This is a genomic window from Gluconobacter potus (assembly GCF_015244705.1).
GTDB lineage: Bacteria > Pseudomonadota > Alphaproteobacteria > Acetobacterales > Acetobacteraceae > Gluconobacter > Gluconobacter potus.
In genome coordinates, this window is the sequence record NZ_JABCQF010000007.1 from 130563 (window position 1) to 150151 (window position 19589).

Here is a 19589-nt window from a genome sequence, read left to right on the forward strand (position 1 = left end):
GGAATGGATAATGACGGCAATCGACCGCCACCTCCGCCTATGGACAGTAATGGCAGACCACCACCGCCGCCAGACGGCTGCCGCCCGCCACCACCGCCTGAAGGTTCACCTGGTAAGTTCGAGGGATCGAACCAGTATCCTGACTGATTGCTTGATATAAAGCCGCCCCGAAGGGCGGCTCCGTAGTCAGGCGGGTTCTAGCGCCCGAACTGTACTCTTTCCCACTTCCCCCGAAGCAGGGATGGGCATGGGAACGTACCGCCCAAGCACCTTCACTTGCAGAAATTCCGGCACTCGGGGCGAGTAAAAGCCAGACACATACGGAATGAGAGCGCAGCGAATGCGGGCCAGCCGCGCCCTGTCTTCCGGATGGTTTTCGGCGATGGGCGAGACATAGATTTCGCCTTTCGTTCCGATCACCACAGCCTCCGTCCCCGGCTCCAGATCATAGTCTGTTGCGTCGAAGCACAGCATTTCGCCATTCACCATGACCGCGCCTGTGATGCGTGCGTCCTGCCTGGTGGCCAGCGCGCTCATGACACACCGGCTCCGGCTTCTTGGCGAAAGGGCGTAGGACAGAGACCATCCGAGGCGACCACTTGAGCTGCTGCTGAGATCCCTTGCCATTGCGGCGGGTCGTATCAAAGAAGCGGCTGACTTCCTTGCCCTTTTCGGTCGGCTCGTAGGAGCTACCGACGGCTGAGCTATCGACTTTCACCTGATATCCCTGGTGGATCAGTGTCAGGTTCACCGACCGCGCACTCATGCCAATTTCTTCCCCGATCTGCGTTGGCGTCAGATAGTTCTCAGCATCGGGCGCGGCGATGGATGTTGCGCCCATAAGCTCCAGCGGATTGATGCCCGTCAGTTCATGGGTTCCACGAGCCGCCATCAGGCAACGCTGGTTCTCGTCCACGTGGGGAAGAGTGGAAGCCACAGAGAGAAGGCGGCGGTAAGCCACGTCGAAAGCGGGTTTGCGCTTGCGGGAAGGAGTGGGCGTCAGGGCCGCTCCTTTCTCAAGCTCCATCCAGCGACGAACTACCTTGAGGCGGCGCGCAGCGTCGTAGCCGAGAATGAGATTATAGGTCAGGTCTTGGGTCAGATTGTAGCAGCGGTATTCCTGACCATTCTGCTCGTTTCGGTAGGTATCCTCAAAATTGAGGAGACCCTCTCCAACGTCTTTCAGCATCTTTTCGATGTCGCGGACGACGTTGTCATGACGCTTACCTGTTAGTTCCGCGATCTCCCGGGAAGACATGGTGGGAGCGCTGGAAATCGTGGCCGCGCGTATGTTATCGTGGCTCATGGCCAACTCCTTAAACGGTGGTGGTTGAGGCATCGGGCTGGCTTCCTAGGGCTCCCGGTGCCTTTTCTTTTTCCATTTCCTGCCGAAGCAAGAACGATATGTGAGCGCCGATTGTGCGCTCCTGCTGCTTTGCACTGCGCTTAAGGAAATCCTTCACGCTTGGCTCAAGCCGGATGTGGATTTGCGGGTCTTGTCTACTCATAGCTCCTATCACCGTGTTACCTCTGCGGCAGTATCACCGTGATACGATTGCAGTCAATAGCACGGTGATATAAAAAAACCGACATGGCTAGAGGCGACCCAATGCTCCACATCCGCGTGACGGATGAACTGAAATCACGTCTTGAGGAGTCTGCTCAATTTTTCGGACGCTCGATGAATGCGGAGATTTCTCAGAGACTAGAAGAGAGCCTTTATTTATCAAAAATGGCTCACGCTCTTGAGGAAAGCCCCCAGTTGACGGATGGTGAGCGGGCTTTAGTTCAATCTTTCCGGAACATGAGCCAAGATGAAAGGCGGGCTGTCTTGGCCCTTCTGAATAAACTCAGTAGCCCCCACGATTGACCCGACTCCGAATTGTTGGAGCGGGCATTTCCCTTCGTCCCAAACTCCGGCATGTTACGGAGTGTGAATGGAGGGGTAGATGTTTCGTGAATTATTCTTGTGCACTGGGATGGTTGCTTGCACGATAGGTGGGGCTGCAGCGCAGTCATACAGTCCAGATTTCGATTGTTCACGGGTCAATCCCGCAGACAGTATTGCAGTAATGCTGTGCCAGAATTCCGACGCCGCCAAGGCAGAACTCGAGTTTGATCAAGCATATTATGCGCTTCGTCAAATAGTCGGGAAAGACGGATGGAAGTCTCTGAAAAAAGAGGCAATTGCCGACGACGAAATTCTAAAGGAGTGCATCGCACCTCCGGATCCGTCTTCTCCAGAAGTCACACCCGCCGCAGACCCGACATGTTATATTCGCAACATGAATGTTTTGACGGAAAAATATCGCGGTCGATTGACCGGGGACGCATCTGAGGAAGCAGCTCGTCCAATCCTAACGCATCGCATTCTTCAACAAAAACTGATTGACCTTGGGTATTTGCCCGCGGGAAGCATTGCCGATGGAGTCTATGGAGAAAGCACTCGCGCCGCAATCGAGACATGGCAGCGCGTGGCGAAACGTCCGTCTGCCGATGGATTTTTGTCGGACGATGATGCTACTGTACTATTGAACCAAACGCCTCAGAACGCGACGGACGAAGAGCAGGTGCGATCTGCAGTAAGTAAGGGAATCGCCGCCTCCCAAGACCCAAAAATAACGCCACCGATCAACACAGACCATGCGCCGTCAAAGCAGACAATCAATCCGATATCTTCGTCATATCATGCCAATAATAATCAAACAAATCCGATATATTGGGTGATAATTGCATCAATAGCTCTTATTGCTTTTGGAATATATTTCCTTCCGACAACTATTGCTCTCAATCGTGGCGTTAATAAAATGGCTGCGGTCGTTCTGGTAAATATATTATTTGGTTGGACATTTATAGGATGGGCAGTCGCTCTAATAATGGCGTGTTCAATGGAAAGAAGTATCGACTACGACTTGCGTACACGTGTCATGATGCAGTTTATGTCTAAATAGGTTCCATGCTTTCTCACGCCTCATCCCCCCAAGTTTGACCCTCCTTTACTTCACCGGCGAGGGGGGAGTGAAATGCCACTCCCTCTCAAATCGTATCTACAATCAGATTGAGGTTATTAATTTTTCTGTATATACAATAAGCCATGAGATACGATTGGGACGAGGCCAAACGCCTGAGCAACATCGAGAAGCACGATGTTGATTTTCTGAGCGCTGAAGGTTTCGAGTGGGATGCGGCTTTCATCCGGGCAAGCCAGTCTTCGAACGAGCCGCGTCTTGTTGCGCTAGGCCCGATTGGTGACCGTCTTCATGTGCTGGTGTTCAGCATCGAAACCCGGACCGTTCGTATCATCAGCCTGCGGAAGGCCAACAAACGGGAGGTATCGCTCTATGTCTCGCAAGACTAACATCATCATGCCGACTGACGAGGAAGATGCCCGGATCAATCAGGGCATTGCACTCGATAGCGACAATCCGGAGCTTACTGAGGCTGACTTTCAGGCCATGAAGGCGGCAGCGATGGTCCTCCCGTCTTTGGCGAAGGCCAAGCGTGTTCGTGGCCCGCAAAAGGCCGCCACGAAGCGCTCAGTCTCCCTTCGCCTCGATCAGGATGTCCTTGAGAAGTTCAAGAGCACCGGACCGGGTTGGCAGACCAGGATCAATGAGGTGCTGCGTCGAGCCTAAACACTTGCTGCCTTCCCGTCTGGGGCAGCCGTACTGGATGTGGTCGGCAGCTAACTGGTCGTCACAAAAGTCAGTACATACCGGTCGCCAAGCCCGTCATAGGTCGGGTCGGCGCTGCCTTGGGTGTCCACGAACACGAAGTCTCCACCCAGACCCAGATAGTCGGCATGCACCACAGGGTTCAGGTTCTGGCAGATGGCGCCCGCCACGATCTGGGTGTCATTCAGCCAGACGTCCATATAGAGCCCGGTCGAGCGTTGATAGACGTCCAGCCGGACAAGCTGCTGGTTCAGGATCACATTCAGCGTCTGGCTCGCCGTCGCATTGAGCGGGATCTGAACGGCGGTCACAACGTGACTCCCAGAAGAGAAGTCTGCACGGGCAGGGAAGGGGTTGTGGTCTGGACCGTTCCGTTCTGGACAGTCTGAGCCCCCTGCGGCTGCGAGGTGTTGGTATAGGCTGCCGTACCTGTGCTGCGGATCTGCCGGATCATAATTTCCGCCATCAGCATTGTGACGCCCTGGCTGCTTTCCCGGCGCCAGCGATAGCCAATGATATTGGCATTCGTGGCCGTGAACTCGGGCGTGACCACCGAATAGAGGTTCGTGTCTGCGACCAGGGCCTCAAGGGTTGAGATGAAGGAAGAGCGGACGTGGTTTCCTGTCGTTCCCGTCAGATTGGGAATCAGGGTCGTGATCGCCGAGATGATCCCGTCCGATCCGGTCTCTGTTCCATCGCAGACCATGATGACCCGTGCCGAGTAAGGCATCTTCACCTTGTTGTACGAGGCAAAGGCACCCCCTTCGAGCGGGGCATCCGACACGGTGTAGCTGTTCTCGTACTCGATCCCCATCACTCGTCCGGACGTGAGAAGCTGCGTGTTCCCGCTTCCGAATATGCCCCATTGCTTCGCGGCCTGTGCGGTGAGGTAATTCTGAGCGATCCCGGCGAGGGCCGTGGACGCCGTGGCATCCACCCCGGTCGCGATAGACTGCCCCAGAAGAGCCGGCACACCGACAGCAGCAGGGATATCCCAGACGGACGGCAGGGTGACATCCGCAAAAGCCATCAGGTCTGTCCTTGCGCGTTAATGAGGGGGAGCGTGCGGCGCAGTTCATTGTGAATGTCCTGCGCGAGTTGCTGAGGGTTGTTGGTGTCCGTGTGAATGTGGATGTCGCCCACATGGACCTGCGTTGAGTTGCCGGCCACCGCGCCGCTCGTTGCGCTTGCCGCCTGCTGAGCCAGCGCATAACGGTAGGTGTCTTCCATGCCGTTTTGATTGGCAGGACGTTCATTGAACTGACGGACTGCGCTGGTAGCGTCGGCGATCGAGATATTCGGAGAAGACAGGATGCGGCCTGCGGACCGTGATCCTGCATCGTCACCGGATTGCATTTCCAGCCCATAAGCCCGAACCTGGTCGGCGAAGTTTGCAGACCGCACATCGATGCCGAACCGGCGCTTGATGGCATCTGCCCGATCGGCGTGCCACTGGCCGATGCCAAAGGCCTTCCCACCGTCGCCTACGCGCGTCGGATCGAACCCGCTTTCCTGTGCGATATTCCCGATGATGCCCAGAGCCGCATTGCGCGAGTATCCCATGCCCTGCAGAATGGACATGGCCTGCCGTGCATCTCCCTTCTGCCGATCGCCGAAGAACCAGCGGACAGCGCCCGTGTCGCCCAGATGCTTTTGCGCCCATTTCTCTACAGGACCCCCAGTTGCCGTCGGCTCCCACAAGGCTGCCGCTCCGGCGACCACCAGGTTTCCCTTGCTCAGGGCACCGGGGAGGCGGGTGAGGGCAAGCAGCCCACGACTTGCGGAGAGGATGCCCAAGGCGGAGACGAGCGCTCCGACGGCCGTTCCCATCCCAACAATCCCGAGCGTGACCTCAGCGACTTCCTTCGCAAGGTCCGGGTTCGCCTTCTCCCAGGCGGTGATCTTCGTCACCACGCCGTCAATGGCCGGCGTCAGGTCGCCGAGGATCGCGCGGCCCAGCCCTTCCGTCGTGGTGGTCAGGTCCACCCAGTCTTTCAGGAGTTGCTGGCTGTCCCGGATCTGGTCGGGTGTCGGGCCGGCATTTTTGAACTGGCTCTGGAGCTTGTCGAAGGCAGCCGTTGTCTGATCGATCAGGTTGATCTCGCCCGGCCCGATGCCAAGCTGGGACAGAAGCGTGTTCTTGACGCCCTGATCCATGCCCTGCGTGGAGCGGTTGAGCTGCTGAAGGATATCCTGCCGGATATGGCCGTGTGCGTCTGTATAATTCCGAACGCCAAGCTGACCCATGATGCGCTGCAGGTTCCCGGCCTGCGCCGGATCGACGAGCATCCCCTGCATGGCCTGAAAGGAGGCGCCGACTTCCTGGGCGGAACCACCAACGGCCATGACTGCACGCTGCATCTGATACAGCTTGTGCGGGTCCATATCGAGCCGCTGCGCCATATAGCCGAGCTCGGCATTGGAGCGGGTGATCTCTGACGTGAAGGCCTTGAGCGTCCGGCCACCCGTGAAGACGGCCAGCAGGGCAAGCGCTTCCGTGCGGGCGCGGGAAAACCCGTCCGCCGCCCCCTTGCCGCTCTCGGTGAGGGCGCTCTGTGTCCTGGTGGCGCTGCGCTCGACCTGGTCCAGACTCTTGGATGCCTGCTGCGCGCCTTTGGCGACGCCCCGCCCGTCAAGGCCAAGCTGAATGACAAGACTGTCGATGACGTTCGCCATGATGGCCCTAGCTTTTGTTGTATGCCGTGACCATTGCGGCTTCCCACATCAGGAGCATGTCCTCGCTGTCATAGATGGTCATCAGCTCATGAAGGGTCGCCATCCGTTCCCCGATGACGACTGCCACGAGCCGGGACATGTTTACCGGGACGGCTGTTTTTCTGGGGCTACTGCCGAGATCAGGGCCGCCGCGAGCGGGGAACTCTGGAAGATCGCGGCCTTGAAAAAAACCACGTGAAGCTTGAACGCCTCCGAGCGAAGATCAGTGAGGGTCTGCGGATCCGAGATGTCTGCTTCGAGCAGGGGGGATGCGAGTTCCGATTGGCCGCGCTTGATCTTCACGCATTGCAGAAGCTGATCGAACGCCTTGTCACAGGCCTCATCGTCCACATTGGCGAAGATGGTCATCGACATGGACGCAATGCCCAGGATGCCTTCTTCCATGGCCTTGCGGACTGCCTGATCCAGCATGGCATCGGACATCTTGTTCGTGCTCTGGATCACCGCCTTGGAGAGATGCCGGGCCCACTTGTCCGCAGCGAAGGCCGGCATCCGCGTGATGACGAACTTCTTGCCCGCGTCCTCACCAGAGGCGGGGCTCCATTCAATGCTTTTCATCAGATACCTGCCGGGAAGACCTGGCCCCAGAGAAAGGTGAAAGCCCGGGCTTCAAGCACCGTCCCGCCATTCGGAGCCACAGAGCCGGTCATCATGGCGCCGTTCGTGAAAGTGTATTTGCGCGAGGTGGCCGGAATGGTCAGCTCTGCCCCGAGCGAGACGGGCGTCTTGGTCAGGGTCTGCTCTTCCAGGATCGCTTCCATATAGGCCAGAGAGGCGGAAGAGGCCGAGAAGGTGAGGGTCTGACTGACCGGGCGCGGCACCCAGCCGAAATTCAGATGCGCGTCGATGGACATCTGGGATTCCAGCATCTCAAGAGCTTCCTGCTCCCATCCACGGTCCGAGCCCCAGTTCTCCAGAACGATCGGCGCATCAAACAGGGACGAGATCGTCAGCGTGTAGACGGCATTGGCCGAGGTGATGATGTTGGTGGCCATTACTGAACCTCAATCGATGCAAGGTTGATGCTCTGGACGCTCTGGCCGTCGGTGTACCAGAACTTGCAGGGCGGAGAGGTTCGCGCCACCCGGCTTGAAGCCGGTGCGGTTGAGACGTTGGGCTGGAAATACCAGCCGCGCGTCTGGAGCGTGCCGGAGATCGAAATTCCGGCTGCGTTGTCGACCTCAAGAGCCTGTGCGGCGGTAAGGGTGACCCCGGCACGGATCGCCCCGAACGCGAGCCCCTGATTGATCGTGTCCTGCACGGCGGCGGACATCAGCGCATCCCCCTGCACGTTGTAGGGGATCTGACCAGCACTCAGGAGCAGGGTCAGGATGTCGGACTGGAAAGACGCGTTCAGCCAGACCTGGTTGATGTAAGTGTCAGCCCAGAGGAACTGCCCCGACACCTTGCCGCCACGCATGAACGTGAAACGTCCGAGGCCATTGGCATGCAGGCCGTAGAAGGAATATCCGTTGGTCGTGAGGGTAGACGCAGTCGTCCCGTCGCTTACCGTCGCAGTCAGGGAGGAGAACTGACGGCCGAACAGATTGTAGCGGCCATCCGTTGCGCTGTAATCCAGCGAGGCCATCCAGCCCAGAGCCGCGGCTGCGTCGAGCGGATCCTTGTAGAAGACGGTGGTGCCGTCGATGTCCTGCGCGCCCGTATCCCAGGCGACATACCAGTACCGGTCCGCCTGTGTTCCAACCCAGGTGGCAATCGCCTGCTTGCCTGCCAGATCCGGTTCGAACACGGTCGTGAAGCCGGCAAAGTTCTGCGTGAGCGCGATCAGGTCCGTCAGATAGGTTGCAAAATCCGCGGTCGCCCCCTCTGCCGGGGCGGCCATTCCCGCGAAGCAGAGCGTGCTTGGCGTGTTCGTTGCCCCCTCGAAGCCTGCGAAATAGATCGCTGCCATCTGGGCTTCGATCGAGGCCGCCCCGAAGGCCGTGACGACATCAGATGCCAGCGTGTACTCGAGCACGGTCCCTGCGGGAACGACGGCCACGTTCTGGGTGATGATGAGGCCATTGATGAACGCCACGCCCCCGGCTGCGGCCAAAGCGCTGGGAGTGACAGAGACGACTTGTGAAATAGGAATTCCGGCAGCCACTGGCTGTTACTCCTGCATTGTGGGACGGTTTGCCACGAAAGACTTAACGATGAGTTTCGTGGCGGACTGCTGAGGCAGCGTCGTGGTGAAATTGACCTGTGCTTTTAGATCCACGGACCAGGCGTCTTCGTACTGGCGCTCTCCGTTGACGAACTGCATCTGGCGGGGCTCGGACGAGTAGAGCGGGGCGAGTATGCCGCCATTCGCCGTGAGGAAGTCTGCGGCATAGAGATCACGCCACAGGGACTGAACCACAGAGAGCGCGTTGCCTGCCCCGTTACCGAACACTGACACCTGGATGGTCAGTTCGGTGGGCTCGACCACAATCCGTTCCGTGGCCGTGTAGGTGCATGAGTTCGTCGCCAGCCGCCGGCGCGCGATGAGGAACATGATGCAGTAGGGCCCAATGGGCTGGGCGGTCTGGTTCAGCTGCCCCTGCATGGTGTCTGTTCCGGCAGGGAGAACAGTTTTCAGCCATTCCCCAAGTGCCGTGTAAATCTGACTGTCCGTTGGCGCAGTCAGCAGAGTGGAGGTGGCTACGTTGGGGTTGTCTGGCGCGTCACCGCAACTTTGGACCATTCGCCCATTCCCCATTCTTCGAGAGACTGCGTGACAAGCCAGTCGGAGCCATAAAAATTGATGATGTCGCCACCGCATTGAAGCGGCCGGTTCAGCCCTTTGATGCCACCAATGATGTAGACGGCGCGCATGTCGGAAGACTGGTTGACGCTCTGGATCTGCTGAAGGTCGGACGAGGAAAGCGCCTGAACCTCGATCTGCATCGCCAGCTCGATGATCCTGGGCGTCGTGCTGAAATCAGGGTTGTGCGTTACCCCATCCGAGACCTTCAGAACGGCCTCAATCTGGGGATTGACCACACCAGTGGCCGCGCCCGCGATGGCGAAGAGGTTAATCATCGCTCACCTCATACGAGACGCTGTTCAGAAGACGTCCGGACCAGACAAGAACCTTGCCATCAGGCGCAGTCTCTCCCGCTGCTACATCCTTGAGTGCCTGCCAGTAATCACCTGCGCCGTATTCGCCAGTCGGGAACCGCTGCTTGAGCAGGTTGGTGACCGGCGAGTTCGCGGGGCCATCGGTGCTGACGATCTGTTCTTTCACCTGATCCGAGATCATGCGCCCGACGATATCCAGCGCTTTATCCAGATCATATCCCGACTGCTTCAGGGCAGCGCCCATCAGCTTTCCCCACTCAGTTTGATGAGCGGCGATTGTCGCGCGCATGAAGGGACGGGGCGGGGCATGTTGTGTCCCGTATTCGTCCCAGAAGGCCACCTGCGCCACATAGGTGCCGTCAGGATAGGCCGCGTCCGGGAAGAAGCCGATCTCCACACTAGGCAGCCGGACCGTCCGGCGAAGGAGCGTGTTCAGGAGGCGTTTGAGGATGCCCCCCTGCGCGCCCTTGCCATAACCGGCCAACGTCTGCCGCAGCCGATCGGATCCCTGAATGATTGACTTTGCCATCAGGGATAGGTCTGCCGCTCGACATAGGGAACATTGACGTACCGGGCCGTCCGGTATGGAAGCATGGCTTGCCAGAACATTGCGCCGTACTGGGTTTGCATAAACCATGCTGACGAAGCCGTCGTTGGCCCCATGTCGAAAGAAACGGAGACAGAGCCCCGGCTCGCGGAAGATGTGCGCCCGACGACCCCCGCGCCATTCCCGCCTGCACTGACGGGCAGGTTGAGCGTAGCGATATGGGCCGTCAGGAGATAGAGCAGGAGCGTTCGCGTCGGTACGTCCTGCACGACACTGGCGTCCGTGTTGTCGAGATAGAGCAGGCCGCCTTCCATGAAATAGAGAGAAGCCAGATCCTGATCGACGTTAGCCGCCAACGCGGGGTAGCGCTGCGACCATTCGTCATAATCGAATACCGCTACGCCCATGACATCAGGCCTCTACGGGCTTCACGCCCGGAGCAGGCTTGGCGGGGTCCAGCGGCTCAAGGCCGGTCTTGACACCTTCCTGTTCCTTGGCCTGTCCCTCGGCTTTCGTCGCCGTGGTCTGCATGAAGACGATGCTGTTCTTGATGAACACGCTGTCCTTATGCTTGCCCGACCACTCGGCCCAGACGTCAGCCGGGATGGTCGTAAGACCATAGCCGCCGGTGACGACATGCGGAGCGCCCGGCTTCACGTTCGTCCCCTTGAGGACGAAACGCTGGCTGCCGACCTGGAGAACAAGGCCGTTCGGTATCTTGCAGCCGATCATGACTGCATTGCTGGTCGTGGTTTTGGTTTCACTCATGGATCAGATACCCGCCATCGTTGCTACGCCCAGAGGCATGTAGATGATTGCGCCCCAGGTTCCCTGAGACATCTTCTGTTCCCAGCCTGACAGGCCGGTGACGATCGGATGCGTACGGAACTTCTCGGTGAACGCGGCCTCGGAGACAGGCTGACCTTCGATTTCGTCCGCGATCGCAATCATGGACTGAACCGTCATGCCGGTTTCGTCGCCGAACTCGACGGCCTCCACGAAGCGCAGGTTCTTATACTGCTTCGTGATCTGGTCCATCGCGGACAGGCCATACTGGTTTGGCTTCGTCAGCAGACCGGCGCGCGTCGGCGACAGGCCGATCGTGATCTTGGACTCAGTGGTAACGAGACCGCTGGACTGGGTTCGCAGCTCACCGATCAGGGTGATGACGTCGTCCGTTGCCTCTTCCGGCGTGGCCGTCGTCCACGTCGTGCCGCCAGCCGTCTTCGTGGAAGCGGTAATGGACGCGGAGAGCGTCGGATCGTTCAGGTATCCGTAGTTGCGGAGACCGGCGATGCCATAGAAGTAGCTCTTGTTCTGGAACTTGTTCAGCTTCAGAACGGCGGAGCGGCGCAGACCGGCGACCCACTGGAGACGGGCCTTCCCCGCCATCTCGATCTGGCGTTCGCCCCACTGGGCAATGCCCTGGTAGTGATAGGACTGCCGGTCCGGGAAGGACGGGTTGAGGCCGAACGTCCCGTTGTTGTTCCAGTCGCCGTAGCTGGAGACCTGACCGGTGCTCTCGATCATCGGGAAGATGGCCGTCGGCGTGGTCCAGTCGCCCTTCTTCACCTCGCCGTTCAGTTCGGCGCCGCGCATCGGGAAGAACGCCACTTCGATCAGCTTGGGATCGACGTAGGTTGCCATGAAAGCAGGGATGCCACCATTCGGCGAGGTGGACAGGACGGGGGCCGCGTCACCGGCCATGGCAGCGAGGGCCATGGCGTCGGTACGGAGAACGTCGTCGCTCGCCAGAAGGCCAGCGCCCTCCGGCATGACGAAGCCGCGATCCCGGAGGATGTCAAATTCGGTATCGAAGGGCATTAGCGATGGTCCCATGTGCTGATCTTGATGGTTTCGCCTGCCGCCCCGGTGGAAGCGACATAGAACGGCGTCTCAACGGCCCCGGCGATGGTTGCCCCCGCAGCGCCTGTGCTGACGCTGCCGTCAGTCGTAGAGGCGAACACTTTCTGCCCACGCGTGGCAGCCGTGCTGCTGACTGCGTAGAAATCACCGGCGGCAAACAGGGACACCATGTATCCGCCCGGGATGACCATGGACGTCTCATCGTACAGATTGGCGATAAGAGCCTGCAGTTCGCGGTGAACAAAGCCGTCCGGGGCGGCCGTGTTGCCGGATGCCGGAGCGTTCAGGACGGTCTGGCCGTCGGCCTGGATCCACGCGAAGGCGGCAATGGTGACGCCAGCCGCACCGGCGACAAGCGCGCCTTCACCGGCGAGGACGTTGGCGGTCGGGTTGGCGGAAGCGAAGTCGCCCGGCACGCCAATGGCCGGCTCGACGTTGACTCGTGTCTGAAAGGTCATGGGTTAGCCCTTGATCTGAACTGCTGCGAGGCCGGGAAACTTCTTGAAGAAGTCCACGCCGGAGGCGCTATCGGCTGCCATCGGGGCCGGAGCGGATGCCTTGGCCGACTGCTTGGCGTGCTGGTGAAACATGGCGCCGTATGCCGAACCGGGGATGCCGGTCAGGTCGTAGCCAAGCTGGCGCAGCGTGAAGCGGTAGACGCCCTCAGCGCTGTCCATCGTGACGTTGCCGACGAAAGGCTTCACCTCGGACTGGGCCTTGGCGAGATCCTTCATGCTGGTCATCGTCTCGGCCTTGGCGCGGGCGACTGCAGCTTCGATGGAAGCATCCATGGCCTTCTTGTCTTCGGCCCGGCGCTCTTCATCAGCCTTGCGGGCGCCAGCGGCCTCGCGCTCACGGTCGGCGTCTTCCTTGCGTTTGCGCTCTTCGTCCGCCTTGCGGGTGGCTTCGGCTTCGCGTTCCCGGGCGGCTTCGTCCACCTCTTCGTCTTCGCCAGTGACGGACAAGGCGCCCATGCACTTCTCGACTTCATCGTCCGACAGGCCAGCGGCCTTCAGCTTGGCCCGGCGCTCGTCGTCCGTCTGCTCATCAGCGACTTCGGCGTCAACGTTCTCTGCGCCTTCGCTGCCCATGTTCTCGAACAGGGCCAGAACCTGGTCCATGATCTCATCCGGCACGCGGCCGCCAAGCAGGTCGCGGAGGGTATCAACGGCAGAGTCGCGCGTCGTGTCGTCGCAGTCGAGAGCCTTCTTCACGGCTTCGATATCGGCGCCCTGCGCAAGGTACGGGCGCAGCTTGGACAGGGCCGCACGCCGCGTGGCGCGGTTGTTCTTCGGCATGTTATCTTGTCTTTCCACGTTGGGGGCGTTGTAAACTTGCGAGCCATCGTCGCCGATGACGGCATTGGGGACGCGAGGCGTACTGACCAGGGCAAGGTGATTGAACTGGATGTCCACCATCTTCAGGGTGTAGGCCTCGCCGCCCACCGTCCCTGTTTCGGGAACAGCGCGGTATCGGTACCCGGCAGAGACGGAGCGCTTCACTCCACTCTCGATGTCGGCGATGGCCTGCTTTTCCCAAACCGAGAAGGACCCGATCAGGTCAGGATCCTTGAACTGGATGTTATCGCCGACCGCACCCACAGTAATCATGTATGGGTGGTCGTTGGCGGAAACCGGCTTATGCTCACTCAGGACCGGTTTCCCGGCGAAGGAAGCGGCCGCCGCTCTGAGGGCATCGGCGTCACGGTAGACCTGATAGACCGTGTCCGGCTCAAGCCCGAGCTTTTCTGCGTCCGGGATCTCCCGGCCTAGATACGGCGAGACAATGGCCGCGCTCAGGATGCAGGTCTCAACGAAGAGATGCCCGTCCTGATCCAGTCGCCGGACGCTCTTGTCTAGCGCTATCTTCAGCTCGGCCATGTCATGCGTACCTCAATAAAAAACCCCGCTCGACGGCGGGGCTTGTCTTGGTGATCCGGGGCAGATCAGTCGTTAAATCCGGGTAAAATCATGCGCCACGTGCAGCGGCAATTTATGTCCTGCCCGGGCAAGATCTTCCGGCCATCCCCGTCAACGTCTACGCCCTCCCGGATATCAAACCGCAGTCGGGAACGGCCAGCGGCCACATGCTTCGGGCGAGGTTCCTTTCCGCCGCCCGAGTGCATCCACTCCGCTTCGAACAGACCCATATCCATCTGCCGTTGCCGGTTGATAGCCGTGGTGATTTTCGAGTTCTGATCGCGGGCGATGTTCGCCGCCCGTCGCCGGGTGATGCCAAAACGCTGGGTCAGACCGTCCGTGAGTTCCTTCAGATCTCCGCCCCGCATGGCAGAGCGCATGACCATCTGGCCCACGTCGGTCAGGTGCTGCTCGGCAATGCTCTTGATGAGCATGACGTTCTCATTGACCGCCAACTGCATGGCCTGCCTGACGCTGGCGGTCGGCTTGAACCGGATCGCCATGCCCGCGTCTTTGAGCGCCTTCTGCATGGAGGCGGTCGAGTTCCGATCAACGCTCGACACCGTGCGGGATGCAAGATCCTTGGCGGTGTCGTCAAACTTCTTGCGCCACCGCTTCGTCAGCCGGTTCATGAGAGACTGGAGCATGGAAGCGATAGAGGCATCCATCGCCATTCCCGCCGCCGCGTCCTGCGTGATCTTAGGAAGCGCCTTACGATACTCCGCCGTGATCCAGTAGCGCAGGCTCTTGTCCATCTCGGAAAGGAGATTGTCCAGCGCCCGCTGATATTTCGCCTCTACCCCGGCGTTGGGCCGGATCGGGCGCAGCGTCTTCGGGCGCCGGGCCATGCGTTACGCCTCTTCGTCATCCAAATGCGCGGCAGGATTACCGAGTGTCTGCACGCCACCAGTCACCGAACCCCCGCCGCCTTCTTCCTCTTCAAGGGGAGGGTATCCGGGGCCAGACATATCGACGCCAGAGAACGGGCTATCTTCGTCGTTGGCGAGGGCCTTGCGGACCTCGTCCTGATCCGCAGCGCCAATCTCCACATAGACGGCCCGCGTGTCAGCGTTGGTCTTTGCAACCGCTGCCTTCGCAGCCGCGTCCATCTGCCAGAGCGGAACGAAGAAGAACTCGATGTCGTGGTCGATCTCGCCCCAGAGGTTCAGCATGCAGGCGTGCATGACGGGCGTCAGGTTCGGCCGGAAGAAGGCCTCCTGATATGCCGTCACGCGGTCGTACCAGACCCGGATCTCACCTTCGGATGAGGCGTTGAGACCAGACGGAGAGATGCCCGAGAACTTCACCAGCGGCATCTGAGCGACAACGCAGATCTGTTCCAGTGCCTGGTTCTGGAGTTCTTCCGTTTCCTTGTCGGTCAGGAAGACGCCGCGATTGTCCCTGAACCTGATGAACGATTGGATGCGCCCGATCAGGCCGGTAATCCCGGAATTACTAAACGTTGCTGCCATGTCCGTCTTGAGATTGACGATCGAGCAGCCGTTGATGAGGTCGGACACGGACTGCCGGGTGCGGACCCAGTTGTCCACATACGGCTTGGCAAGCTGGATCAGCGGCAGGCCACCGAAGTTGTAGGACGGCAGCAGCATCTGCCCGGGTTCGCGCGACACGAACCTGAGCAGGCGCGTCGAGTGGACTTCAGAGCCCATCACCCACCAGCGGGAGGGTTTGTAGAAGTCAGCCTGTAACGGCTTGGTCGAATTGTATTCGTTCGGACTGACCCAGACGGGCTCAATCACGACGAGGTCTTTGAGGCCGCCGACCTGAAGCGTTTCAGGCGTCAGCAGCAGGGGAGTGGCAAGATCTGCGTCAAGCGACGGGATGCCCGTATCAATGAAGAGCTGCCCGAGGCCGAAATAGCTATCCAACTCTGACAGGCGCTGGAACTTGTCCCGGACATTAAGCCGGGTGAACTCTTTCTCAAGAGCCGCGATCCGATCCTTCTTGTCGCCGTCTCCGCCGCTACGGAACCCGATCCATTCCCGCGTCGCCTCTTCCGCGAGAACCGTGGCGATGTGCCGATATTCGACGCGCTGGGCCATTTCCGCCAGGCGCGGATAGCCCATGAACGCCACACCTTCGGCGACCATGTTGTTCATCGCAGCCGACAGGTTCACCTGAGGCGCGGCGTCCATTGCCATAGGCGCACCGTCTCTCACCACGCCTGCTATCGGCTTGTACGGCGTGAACGTACGCGGCTGAGGGCGGAGACGTGTTGCCCGGTCTATTTCCCTCGCATCATCCTCGGTAATCGTCAGGACCGTTTTTCGCGCGCTCCCCAGAACCGGCTCTTTGCGAGGTTCGCGCGGCAGGGGTGGCTTCTTGCGAAAAAACATGGCGGCCCTAGATCATGGATAGGTCTGTTGTCGTGAAAATCATTGGTTTTCGTTTTTCTGGCGCAAACGTCACCCCCAGCGCATCGGCCAGATCAGGCGACCGCACGCCACGTTTTTTCATCGCGTCCTTGCTCTCGACTACCATGCGGCCGGAGCTGTCCAACCCATAACGGACCGTGGACAGTTCCCCGGCGAGGTCTTCCGCGTTTTCCTCTTGGGGGGCCATGAAAGCAGGCGTTCCCTTCATCCATTCGGCCATTTCAAGCCAGAGGTAATCGCGCAGCTTGGCTGGAACCGCATCCTTCGGGTCCAGGTTCTCAGGAGCCTTTTCTGCCACGTTGACGTCTGTCACCGGGAAATTCTGCTCCCGCAGTCGGTCCGCTACACCAGCGCCGATGCCGACCACGTCTACATAGATTTCATCTGCGCTCCACTGGCGGAAAAACTGCGCGGCCATTCCCGCCGTGGTCATGGTGTCCTGTTTGGACCGGACCTCGACCTGTTCGATGACGTCCCCGGCCCTGAGAACGAAAGTGGTGCGGTCATCACCGAAGCGCGCCACATCCACCCCGAGGCGGCGCGGGCCGTTGCGCTCGCCGTCTTTGCGTTCCAGAGCGGCTTCCGTTAGTTCCAGCGGGATCAGAACATCGTCGTCCTGCTTCGGGAATTCCCCATCTGCGCGGACACGGACAACGTTCGATCCCTCGCCGTACTTCCGAACCAAATTCTTCCGATAGGTGTCATCCACCAACGGGCTGTCAGAGCACGAGAAGTGCAACGCCGTGTAGAGCGCGCGATCCTGTTTCTGCGACCGGGCAAAGAAACCGCTGTTCTTTGTCGGGTTACCGACCATCAACAGCCGGGCGCCATGCGATGACAGCGCGCCTTCTGCTACTTCGAAAATCTCATCTGGCACGCCAGAGGCTTCTTCGATCACGAACAGGATGGAGCCGCCTGATGAAGAACGCTCTACAGCCTTATTGTCGTCAGTGATCTGCACATCCGAGGCATGGAAACCCTGAAGTGCATCAGGAGCCTCACGCCGGCTTGTGCGGGCCACGGCATACCATTCGGACGGGTTGCCCTTATCTGCCAGCCGGTCCTGCGTCTTGTCGAACAGGTTAGACAGCAACAGCTCAGACGGAAGTCCCATCGTCTTCGACTGCTCATCTGAACGGCGCATCCACTTGGACAGTTCAGCCCAGAGGACGTTGTAGAGCTGTGACGCGGTGGGCGCCGTGCACGGGATGCGGCAATACTCATAGCACTCAAGGTGCCAGAGGATCGTTGCTGACGTTGCGCCGGATTTGCCGACGCCATGCCCTGCACGGACGGACACTTTGGCGCCCGCCGGGGCAATAGCATCAAGAAGCTGCCGCTGTTGTGCTGTTGGGTTCAGCCCCAGACGCTGCTGCGCATACAGGACCGGGTCTTTCCGCCAGATACCACGCAGTTTGGCGTAGTCAGTCAGATCCGCTTTCGTTAGGGCCATTTGCCGCCGCCAGTAGAGCGGAAATACCGCCGCCCTTTATCTCTATTGGGCCGCCGTCAGTGCCGGTGTGTTCCTGCGTGATCTTGTCGCCATAGACCTTGGGCGCCCGCTTACTCATCACCCACTTGAGCGCATCAATTTTGACACGGGCAGCGGCAGCCGTCACAGGATCTGCCGATTGTGCCTCGCTCAGGATTTCTGCCTCATAAGCATCGGCAGCGACCTCGCGCGCGCGGGCGTATTGTGTGCTGCGTTCGGCATCAGCCCTGATGTATCGCCGGATCGTCGTCCAGTCCGGCATGTGAGCCATGGCGGAGATATCGCGTATCGTGTGGCCTTGCTCTATCAGATCCAGAACATCATCCCAGACTTCGGGAGTGATGGGAGTAGGCGGCGCTCTTTTGGGACGAGCCGGAATAACTTCCGCCTTCTTTCTCGCCATGACTACCGCACCAGATACTTGGCCACGCCTGCTTCGACGCGCCTCGCATCCATTTCGCGTTCAATCGCGCGCCGCATGCGGCAAAGAAGGGCAGGGGAGAGCGAGCCGTCTTTCGTCAGGTTGCAGGCATTGTGGAACACGAAGGGTTTGCACCGGATCAGTGCGCCATCGACCAGGCCGAGATGCAGGGTGTCGGGAAACCCGATCAGGATATCGGCCCGATGCCTGACGGTTCGCGTCGGGAGAACGGGACACAGTGCTGCGCTGCCTGATTGTATTTCCGCAATCACATGAAGCGACCCGCGCCATTTCACCACATCACCGACTGTGATTGTGGTTGCGGCCATCGCTGATTGTCCGGAATAAAATTGGCGCTATGGGCGCAATTCTTCAGTGTTGTCCAACCGTATCAGCCGCTGGGGCCAAGTACAAGCGCTTTGTTCCGCTCGATCCTGTCCCGGATCTCCCGGCGCACCTGGGTGTACGCATCGCAGAGCTGCTCAAGCACCAGCGCGCACTGGGCAGAGACGACCTTACGCCCCTGCGTGCCCTTGGCTGGCACCAGAGCTTCCGCCATGGCCGAGAACGACAGTTCCCGTGCGAGCATCATTTCCAGCCGAACATGAGCACAAAGCCCAAGCCGATCGCGGATCATACCAATCCGTTCAGCAGCATTTCCGCGGGAAACAGCGAACGTATGGACATCGCCCTTCACATAATCCGAAGGCAGAACATCGTTCAGAATGTCGAGATATCCGTGGTTTGCAAACACATAATCGCAGATCCACCATTTCGCTGCCGTGACTGCTGACCCGTCAATATCGCCAGCCATGTGAAGGGCGTTGACGGTATTCAGCTTCACCCGCTTCTTGCCCTGCCACTCAAAATCCCCCTTCGCCATCCGCTCCGGCGTTGGGGAATTATCCTCTGCCTTCGCTGGAAGGAATGCCGTTTTTCGGACCGTCTTCGGCGTCGAAAACTGGCGGATCGTTTCGCCGAGTCCGGCGCGGGATTTCAGGGCTGCTGGCATTATTCGATCATACTCGAACTACTGCCCTTAGTACAAGGGAATTTCCTGCAAAAACATCCGCTCAGAGATGACGTTAAAAGTCCGCAACGCGCCAATGGGCAAAGCAGCTAGCGCTCTTCCTCGCGTGCGACGAGGTCGTAAAGCTCCTGTTCAATCGTCAGCAATTCACGAATTTTTGGCACAGATGCCTCGAACTCCTCAATGTCGTCAGTTTGGGCAATCAGGTCACTTGCGTTTCGAACAGATTGCGACTGTTCCAGGGGAGACAGCCGTAACTGTGCACGCATCCTGTCGATAAACTGAGGCAGCCGCCGGGTTGTCGCAAAGAGGTTATTTTTATGTTCGACAGCAAGTAATCATCCGGCGAGAGACGCGGGCGTATTCAGGCGGCGATGGTATTGTGGACCTGCTGGTGGGCTTTCCAGTGCCAGGGCAGAAGTTCATGGAGGCGTGGATTGGGGAT

27 protein-coding genes are annotated in these 19589 nt (G+C 59.4%); 4 read left to right on the forward strand and 23 right to left on the reverse strand.

Going from position 1 to position 19589, the window contains the following annotated elements; genetic code table 11:
• Positions 1-186: 186 nt before the first annotated feature.
• Together HKD31_RS11330 and HKD31_RS11335 are read right to left on the reverse strand one after the other, a co-directional pair.
• On the reverse strand, positions 187-537 hold the full coding sequence (locus HKD31_RS11330; protein ID WP_194265733.1) for a hypothetical protein: 351 nt from the start codon (positions 535-537) through the stop codon (positions 187-189).
• Positions 446-1306: a Rha family transcriptional regulator gene (locus HKD31_RS11335; RefSeq protein ID WP_194265072.1), complete on the reverse strand. Its 861-nt coding sequence runs from the start codon at positions 1304-1306 to the stop codon at positions 446-448. The genes HKD31_RS11330 and HKD31_RS11335 overlap by 92 nt, the downstream gene beginning before the upstream one ends.
• A gap of 285 nt (positions 1307-1591) precedes the next feature.
• Here HKD31_RS11335 and HKD31_RS11340 point away from each other — a divergent pair, with 285 nt between their 5' ends.
• The 4 genes from HKD31_RS11340 to HKD31_RS11355 all read left to right on the forward strand — a co-directional run bounded on the left by HKD31_RS11340 (position 1592) and on the right by HKD31_RS11355 (position 3635).
• Positions 1592-1870: an Arc family DNA-binding protein gene (locus HKD31_RS11340; RefSeq protein WP_228122157.1), complete on the forward strand. Its 279-nt coding sequence runs from the start codon at positions 1592-1594 to the stop codon at positions 1868-1870.
• 79 nt (positions 1871-1949) lie between these two features.
• Positions 1950-2951 (forward strand): superinfection immunity protein, encoded by a 1002-nt coding sequence (locus HKD31_RS11345; protein WP_194265070.1) that lies wholly within the window; start codon positions 1950-1952, stop codon positions 2949-2951.
• A 143-nt stretch (positions 2952-3094) separates the two neighbouring features.
• Positions 3095-3358 (forward strand): BrnT family toxin, encoded by a 264-nt coding sequence (locus tag HKD31_RS11350; RefSeq protein ID WP_172493306.1) that lies wholly within the window; start codon positions 3095-3097, stop codon positions 3356-3358.
• Entirely contained in the window at positions 3342-3635 is a 294-nt protein-coding gene (locus tag HKD31_RS11355; protein WP_228120573.1) for a BrnA antitoxin family protein, read from the forward strand. Before HKD31_RS11350 ends, HKD31_RS11355 begins: the two co-directional genes overlap by 17 nt.
• A gap of 50 nt (positions 3636-3685) precedes the next feature.
• Here HKD31_RS11355 and HKD31_RS11360 read toward each other — a convergent pair whose 3' ends face one another.
• The 21 genes from HKD31_RS11360 to HKD31_RS11455 form a co-directional block, all read right to left on the reverse strand.
• Positions 3686-3985: a phage baseplate plug family protein gene (locus HKD31_RS11360; RefSeq protein ID WP_041112364.1), complete on the reverse strand. Its 300-nt coding sequence runs from the start codon at positions 3983-3985 to the stop codon at positions 3686-3688.
• Complete coding sequence (locus HKD31_RS11365) at positions 3982-4704, reverse strand: hypothetical protein (RefSeq protein WP_194265069.1); 723 nt, start codon at positions 4702-4704, stop codon at positions 3982-3984. The genes HKD31_RS11360 and HKD31_RS11365 overlap by 4 nt, the downstream gene beginning before the upstream one ends.
• Positions 4704-6350, reverse strand: coding sequence for a phage tail tip lysozyme (locus tag HKD31_RS11370; RefSeq protein WP_194265068.1), 1647 nt, complete (start codon positions 6348-6350; stop codon positions 4704-4706). The genes HKD31_RS11365 and HKD31_RS11370 overlap by 1 nt, the downstream gene beginning before the upstream one ends.
• A 7-nt stretch (positions 6351-6357) precedes the next feature.
• Positions 6358-6489: a hypothetical protein gene (locus HKD31_RS16270; RefSeq protein WP_255520128.1), complete on the reverse strand. Its 132-nt coding sequence runs from the start codon at positions 6487-6489 to the stop codon at positions 6358-6360.
• A gap of 2 nt (positions 6490-6491) precedes the next feature.
• Positions 6492-6968 (reverse strand): phage tail assembly chaperone, encoded by a 477-nt coding sequence (locus HKD31_RS11375; protein WP_194265067.1) that lies wholly within the window; start codon positions 6966-6968, stop codon positions 6492-6494.
• Positions 6968-7405 carry a phage tail fiber protein gene (locus HKD31_RS11380; protein WP_172493313.1) on the reverse strand — a complete coding sequence of 146 codons (438 nt, stop codon included), beginning with the start codon at positions 7403-7405 and terminating at the stop codon, positions 6968-6970. Before HKD31_RS11380 ends, HKD31_RS11375 begins: the two co-directional genes overlap by 1 nt.
• Positions 7405-8517 (reverse strand): DUF3383 family protein, encoded by a 1113-nt coding sequence (locus tag HKD31_RS11385; RefSeq protein ID WP_194265066.1) that lies wholly within the window; start codon positions 8515-8517, stop codon positions 7405-7407. The genes HKD31_RS11380 and HKD31_RS11385 overlap by 1 nt, the downstream gene beginning before the upstream one ends.
• A gap of 6 nt (positions 8518-8523) precedes the next feature.
• Positions 8524-9096: a phage neck terminator protein gene (locus tag HKD31_RS11390; RefSeq protein ID WP_194265065.1), complete on the reverse strand. Its 573-nt coding sequence runs from the start codon at positions 9094-9096 to the stop codon at positions 8524-8526.
• Positions 9054-9434: a hypothetical protein gene (locus HKD31_RS11395; RefSeq protein ID WP_172493316.1), complete on the reverse strand. Its 381-nt coding sequence runs from the start codon at positions 9432-9434 to the stop codon at positions 9054-9056. The genes HKD31_RS11390 and HKD31_RS11395 overlap by 43 nt, the downstream gene beginning before the upstream one ends.
• Positions 9427-10002, reverse strand: a complete 576-nt coding sequence (locus HKD31_RS11400) for a hypothetical protein (protein WP_194265064.1) — start codon at positions 10000-10002, stop codon at positions 9427-9429. Before HKD31_RS11400 ends, HKD31_RS11395 begins: the two co-directional genes overlap by 8 nt.
• Entirely contained in the window at positions 10002-10427 is a 426-nt protein-coding gene (locus HKD31_RS11405) for a DUF4054 domain-containing protein (RefSeq protein ID WP_194265063.1), read from the reverse strand. Before HKD31_RS11405 ends, HKD31_RS11400 begins: the two co-directional genes overlap by 1 nt.
• Positions 10428-10431: 4 nt before the next feature.
• Positions 10432-10788: a hypothetical protein gene (locus tag HKD31_RS11410; protein ID WP_194265062.1), complete on the reverse strand. Its 357-nt coding sequence runs from the start codon at positions 10786-10788 to the stop codon at positions 10432-10434.
• A 3-nt stretch (positions 10789-10791) separates the two neighbouring features.
• Complete coding sequence (locus tag HKD31_RS11415; protein ID WP_228120577.1) at positions 10792-11859, reverse strand: major capsid family protein; 1068 nt, start codon at positions 11857-11859, stop codon at positions 10792-10794.
• Entirely contained in the window at positions 11844-12344 is a 501-nt protein-coding gene (locus tag HKD31_RS11420) for a structural cement protein Gp24 (RefSeq protein WP_194265061.1), read from the reverse strand. The genes HKD31_RS11415 and HKD31_RS11420 overlap by 16 nt, the downstream gene beginning before the upstream one ends.
• Positions 12345-12347: 3 nt before the next feature.
• Positions 12348-13766, reverse strand: a complete 1419-nt coding sequence (locus HKD31_RS11425; RefSeq protein ID WP_194265060.1) for a DUF2213 domain-containing protein — start codon at positions 13764-13766, stop codon at positions 12348-12350.
• Positions 13767-13831: 65 nt separating this feature from the next.
• Positions 13832-14653, reverse strand: a complete 822-nt coding sequence (locus HKD31_RS11430; protein WP_194265059.1) for a phage head morphogenesis protein — start codon at positions 14651-14653, stop codon at positions 13832-13834.
• A 3-nt stretch (positions 14654-14656) separates the two neighbouring features.
• Positions 14657-16162 (reverse strand): phage portal protein, encoded by a 1506-nt coding sequence (locus HKD31_RS11435; RefSeq protein ID WP_194265058.1) that lies wholly within the window; start codon positions 16160-16162, stop codon positions 14657-14659.
• 7 nt (positions 16163-16169) lie between these two features.
• On the reverse strand, positions 16170-17654 hold the full coding sequence (locus tag HKD31_RS11440) for a DEAD/DEAH box helicase family protein (RefSeq protein WP_194265057.1): 1485 nt from the start codon (positions 17652-17654) through the stop codon (positions 16170-16172).
• Positions 17626-18096, reverse strand: coding sequence for a terminase small subunit-like protein (locus HKD31_RS11445; protein ID WP_194265056.1), 471 nt, complete (start codon positions 18094-18096; stop codon positions 17626-17628). Before HKD31_RS11445 ends, HKD31_RS11440 begins: the two co-directional genes overlap by 29 nt.
• Positions 18097-18098: 2 nt before the next feature.
• Entirely contained in the window at positions 18099-18443 is a 345-nt protein-coding gene (locus HKD31_RS11450) for a hypothetical protein (RefSeq protein WP_194265055.1), read from the reverse strand.
• A gap of 62 nt (positions 18444-18505) precedes the next feature.
• Complete coding sequence (locus HKD31_RS11455) at positions 18506-19126, reverse strand: hypothetical protein (protein ID WP_194265054.1); 621 nt, start codon at positions 19124-19126, stop codon at positions 18506-18508.
• Positions 19127-19589: the final 463 nt, after the last annotated feature.

Excerpts from the sequence above, each read along its gene's own strand:
- HKD31_RS11330 (WP_194265733.1), bottom strand. The coding sequence starts at position 537 with ATGAGCGCGCTGGCCACCAGGCAGGACGCACGCATCACAGGCGCGGTC.
- HKD31_RS11335 (WP_194265072.1), bottom strand. The coding sequence starts at position 1,306 with ATGAGCCACGATAACATACGCGCGGCCACGATTTCCAGCGCTCCCACC.
- HKD31_RS11340 (WP_228122157.1), top strand. The coding sequence starts at position 1,592 with ATGGCTAGAGGCGACCCAATGCTCCACATCCGCGTGACGGATGAACTG.
- HKD31_RS11345 (WP_194265070.1), top strand. The coding sequence starts at position 1,950 with ATGTTTCGTGAATTATTCTTGTGCACTGGGATGGTTGCTTGCACGATA.
- HKD31_RS11350 (WP_172493306.1), top strand. The coding sequence starts at position 3,095 with ATGAGATACGATTGGGACGAGGCCAAACGCCTGAGCAACATCGAGAAG.
- HKD31_RS11355 (WP_228120573.1), top strand. The coding sequence starts at position 3,342 with ATGTCTCGCAAGACTAACATCATCATGCCGACTGACGAGGAAGATGCC.
- HKD31_RS11365 (WP_194265069.1), bottom strand. The coding sequence starts at position 4,704 with ATGGCTTTTGCGGATGTCACCCTGCCGTCCGTCTGGGATATCCCTGCT.
- HKD31_RS11370 (WP_194265068.1), bottom strand. The coding sequence starts at position 6,350 with ATGGCGAACGTCATCGACAGTCTTGTCATTCAGCTTGGCCTTGACGGG.
- HKD31_RS16270 (WP_255520128.1), bottom strand. The coding sequence starts at position 6,489 with ATGTCCCGGCTCGTGGCAGTCGTCATCGGGGAACGGATGGCGACCCTT.
- HKD31_RS11375 (WP_194265067.1), bottom strand. The coding sequence starts at position 6,968 with ATGAAAAGCATTGAATGGAGCCCCGCCTCTGGTGAGGACGCGGGCAAG.
- HKD31_RS11380 (WP_172493313.1), bottom strand. The coding sequence starts at position 7,405 with ATGGCCACCAACATCATCACCTCGGCCAATGCCGTCTACACGCTGACG.
- HKD31_RS11390 (WP_194265065.1), bottom strand. The coding sequence starts at position 9,096 with ATGGTCCAAAGTTGCGGTGACGCGCCAGACAACCCCAACGTAGCCACC.
- HKD31_RS11395 (WP_172493316.1), bottom strand. The coding sequence starts at position 9,434 with ATGATTAACCTCTTCGCCATCGCGGGCGCGGCCACTGGTGTGGTCAAT.
- HKD31_RS11400 (WP_194265064.1), bottom strand. The coding sequence starts at position 10,002 with ATGGCAAAGTCAATCATTCAGGGATCCGATCGGCTGCGGCAGACGTTG.
- HKD31_RS11405 (WP_194265063.1), bottom strand. The coding sequence starts at position 10,427 with ATGGGCGTAGCGGTATTCGATTATGACGAATGGTCGCAGCGCTACCCC.
- HKD31_RS11410 (WP_194265062.1), bottom strand. The coding sequence starts at position 10,788 with ATGAGTGAAACCAAAACCACGACCAGCAATGCAGTCATGATCGGCTGC.
- HKD31_RS11415 (WP_228120577.1), bottom strand. The coding sequence starts at position 11,859 with ATGGGACCATCGCTAATGCCCTTCGATACCGAATTTGACATCCTCCGG.
- HKD31_RS11420 (WP_194265061.1), bottom strand. The coding sequence starts at position 12,344 with ATGACCTTTCAGACACGAGTCAACGTCGAGCCGGCCATTGGCGTGCCG.
- HKD31_RS11425 (WP_194265060.1), bottom strand. The coding sequence starts at position 13,766 with ATGGCCGAGCTGAAGATAGCGCTAGACAAGAGCGTCCGGCGACTGGAT.
- HKD31_RS11430 (WP_194265059.1), bottom strand. The coding sequence starts at position 14,653 with ATGGCCCGGCGCCCGAAGACGCTGCGCCCGATCCGGCCCAACGCCGGG.
- HKD31_RS11435 (WP_194265058.1), bottom strand. The coding sequence starts at position 16,162 with ATGTTTTTTCGCAAGAAGCCACCCCTGCCGCGCGAACCTCGCAAAGAG.
- HKD31_RS11440 (WP_194265057.1), bottom strand. The coding sequence starts at position 17,654 with ATGGCCCTAACGAAAGCGGATCTGACTGACTACGCCAAACTGCGTGGT.
- HKD31_RS11445 (WP_194265056.1), bottom strand. The coding sequence starts at position 18,096 with ATGGCGAGAAAGAAGGCGGAAGTTATTCCGGCTCGTCCCAAAAGAGCG.
- HKD31_RS11450 (WP_194265055.1), bottom strand. The coding sequence starts at position 18,443 with ATGGCCGCAACCACAATCACAGTCGGTGATGTGGTGAAATGGCGCGGG.
- HKD31_RS11455 (WP_194265054.1), bottom strand. The coding sequence starts at position 19,126 with ATGCCAGCAGCCCTGAAATCCCGCGCCGGACTCGGCGAAACGATCCGC.